4 protein-coding genes are annotated in these 3,097 nt (G+C 28.4%); all 4 read right to left on the minus strand.

Annotation, left to right across the window (positions count from 1 at the left end):
- Positions 1-132 (minus strand): site-specific integrase (locus tag CLCHR_RS24630; protein WP_169896879.1); only part of this gene is annotated, 132 nt, incomplete at its 3' end.
- A gap of 95 nt (positions 133-227) precedes the next feature.
- Positions 228-860 (minus strand): stage II sporulation protein M, encoded by a 633-nt coding sequence (spoIIM, locus tag CLCHR_RS24075; protein WP_079442467.1) that lies wholly within the window; start codon positions 858-860, stop codon positions 228-230.
- A gap of 318 nt (positions 861-1,178) precedes the next feature.
- Complete coding sequence (locus CLCHR_RS24080) at positions 1,179-1,973, minus strand: SDR family oxidoreductase (RefSeq protein ID WP_079442469.1); 795 nt, start codon at positions 1,971-1,973, stop codon at positions 1,179-1,181.
- A gap of 88 nt (positions 1,974-2,061) precedes the next feature.
- Positions 2,062-2,985 carry a ketopantoate reductase family protein gene (locus tag CLCHR_RS24085; protein WP_079442468.1) on the minus strand — a complete coding sequence of 308 codons (924 nt, stop codon included), beginning with the start codon at positions 2,983-2,985 and terminating at the stop codon, positions 2,062-2,064.
- Positions 2,986-3,097 lie beyond the last annotated feature (112 nt).

Below are 3,097 nucleotides of genomic sequence, written 5' to 3' on the forward strand. Positions count from 1 at the left end.
ATATAAGTCTATCTTTTTTTTATTTAAGAATTTAAGATAAAGACTCACATCAGTTACATATGCATATATAGTATTTTCACTTTTACCACTCTCTAACAAATAATTCTTATAATTATTTATACTATTTATCATTACTATCTCCTATACCATTGATTATGATTAGTATTCGACAAAATTGTCAATTATCCTTTTTTAATTCACATTTTCATTTGTATATATTATTTTCATTATAAATAGAATTTTTGGGCCACAAATTTTATTAGAGATGGTGATACATAAGTTTCAATTACTATTCCTATAGCAAACAACACCAAAATTCCAATTAACTTATTTAACACACCATCCAAAAAAGGATCTTTACTTTTTATTTGTTTGAAAAATTTCCCTTTAAGTTTTTCTGTAGACATAGATAAACTAATAACACTTAGGGCTATAAAACACGGAATATATATCAAATTTTGAGGGATAATAGATACTAAGGCTAGTCCAACTCCTTTTCCTTCAAAAGTAGTTACCATAAAAGAAAAAGTATACCCCAAAGTAAAACCTTTTAACAAATCCAAAATCAATATAACAGGAGCTCCAAAAAAAGTTAAACCTAATACAAATATAGGTATAATTATTAATATATTTTTCTTAATAACTTCAAATAACAAAGTTCCATAATTGATGGGTTGACTGCCTATAGAATTAGTAAAACTTGAAAAATAGCTTATAAGATCCTTTCTATCCGATGCTCCCATGTATTTAACAGTATAAAGCCCAAAGGATATTCCCAAACAAAACATTATTAGTACAATGAAAAAATATGCCTTTTTATCCCTAAAAGTAGCATTTAGTTTACTAAGTAAAAAATTCATCTCTTATTCCTCCTTTAGTTATAGTTACTCTACTTTATACTATGTTTTATATTGCAAGTTTATTCCAGCACCCAATGAGAAATATGTAACACTATTAAAATATTATTTCTTTGATCAAATCATATATAACCTTACAATTAATCGATACAGTGAAATTGATAATATGTGATTTATTAAAATATATATTTAAATAAAGTAACTTAATTCAAGATTTCAAAATAATTCACTAAGATAATTTAAGATAATAAAAGAAATCTTACGTATATCAAAGTTTTACAAAGAATATACATAAGATTCTCTTTATTTTATTACACTTCTCTAATTATTTCTCCAACTACTATCATACGTCCAACCATTATCAGCATTATAAATCATATGCTTAGTCATTCCGCCATCAATAGTAATATTTTCTCCATTAATAAAACCATTATCTTCATGGCACAAAAACATTGCTACCCTTGCAATATCTTTTGGATCCCCTACCCTGCCGGAAGGATGCTGAAGAGTATCACTTTCGCTATAATCAGGAACATAATTTTCATCATAATAAGCACCGGTATCAATCCATCCAGGGCTTATTGAATTTACCCTCACTTTATCAGAGAGGCTAACTGAAAGCCCATGAGTTAGTGCTAAAATACCGCCTTTAGCAGCAGTATAACTTTCAGTGTCAGCTTGTGACATATATGCTCTAGTAGAACAAATATTTACAATAGATCCCTTATCATTAAAATTATTCATAAACAGCTGCGCTAACATATATGGTGCAGTGACTCCAACTTTAAGCACATAGTTAAAATCTTCATATGAACATTTTGATAAAATCCCTTTTCTGCTTATACAGGCATTATTGATAATATAATCTATTTTACCGAATTTTTTTATCACATTATCAGAAAAATTATATAAAGTGGTCTCTTCTGAGATATCTCCTAAATAAAAAGTTGCATCTCCACCTTTTGCTTTAATATATTCTAAATTCTCTTCTCCTGCTTCTTTATTATTATCAATAAAAATTACCTTTGCACCACTAGATGCAAACTCTCTTGTTAAGCATCTCCCAATTCCGAGTGCTCCTCCTGTAATTATGCAAACTTTATTTTTAAAATTCATATCTTTTTTAGTGAGAGAGTGCATTACTAATACACCTGGCAAACCCACACTAAAAGTTCACCTCCATATATTTAGTTTTAATATACATTTACATAGGTTGTAAAATTTTAAGTTTATCATAAGCTTTTTGAGTATAAGGCGTAGGTACTCCTAAATCTCTTCCCATGCGGCAAAGTTCCCCACAAAATAATTCAAGCTCAAATTTTTTTCCGAGTACTACATCTCTATGCATTGAACTTATACTTTTCTTGGAAACCTTTTTAAGAATATTAATAGTCGTTTCAAAAATATTTTCAGGAAGATTAATCCCCTTTGTTCTTCCAACTTCTTCACATTCTTTTGCCACATTGCAAAAAGTCTCAAACTTCATTCTATCTTCTAGTATTCCTTTTACTTTAACATCGTAATATGAATCTGTCACATTAAAGGCACAATTGAAAACATACTTTTTCCATGCATCTACTTCAGTATCCTCTTTCAATTCACATGAAATATATGATTTATTTAAAACACCTCGAATTATTTCTAGATTTCCTTTGAAGATAGGTCTTCTCTTATTTGAAGAGATAACAATTTTAGTCTTCGTACTATTATACTTAATCACTCCAATTGTTTCAACCTTTACACTTCCGTACATTACTGTTTCAATAACAATTCCTTTCTTTAAGTATGAATATACCTTATTTGCTATATCTACTCCATCTATAATAGGAACAACCAATGTATGTTCTCCAACCATTCTTGAAATTGCTTCCACTGCAACTTTTAAAGAATATCCCTTAACACACACAAATACAATGTCCATTATTCCAATTTCAGGTGAATTCTTTGTAATAAGTTTCGGATATGCCATAAATTTTTCATCTGCTTCATTTATTAAAGCAATTCCATTCTTTTTTATTACTTCTAAAGTATTTCCACTTGTTATAACATAAACGTCTTCTTTACTCTTACAAAGCATAGCACTAATATATCCACCAATAGCACCTATCCCAATTACTCCAATTTTCATATTTTATCTTCCCTTCTTCTTTTTATACCCGCACTGGTATCTCTTTATTAATTAATATTTTATACTTTTTAATATCATAAAGAAAATATATATTAGTTATAAACATCATAAC

The sequence above is a fragment of the Clostridium chromiireducens genome (genome assembly GCF_002029255.1).
GTDB lineage: Bacteria > Bacillota > Clostridia > Clostridiales > Clostridiaceae > Clostridium > Clostridium chromiireducens.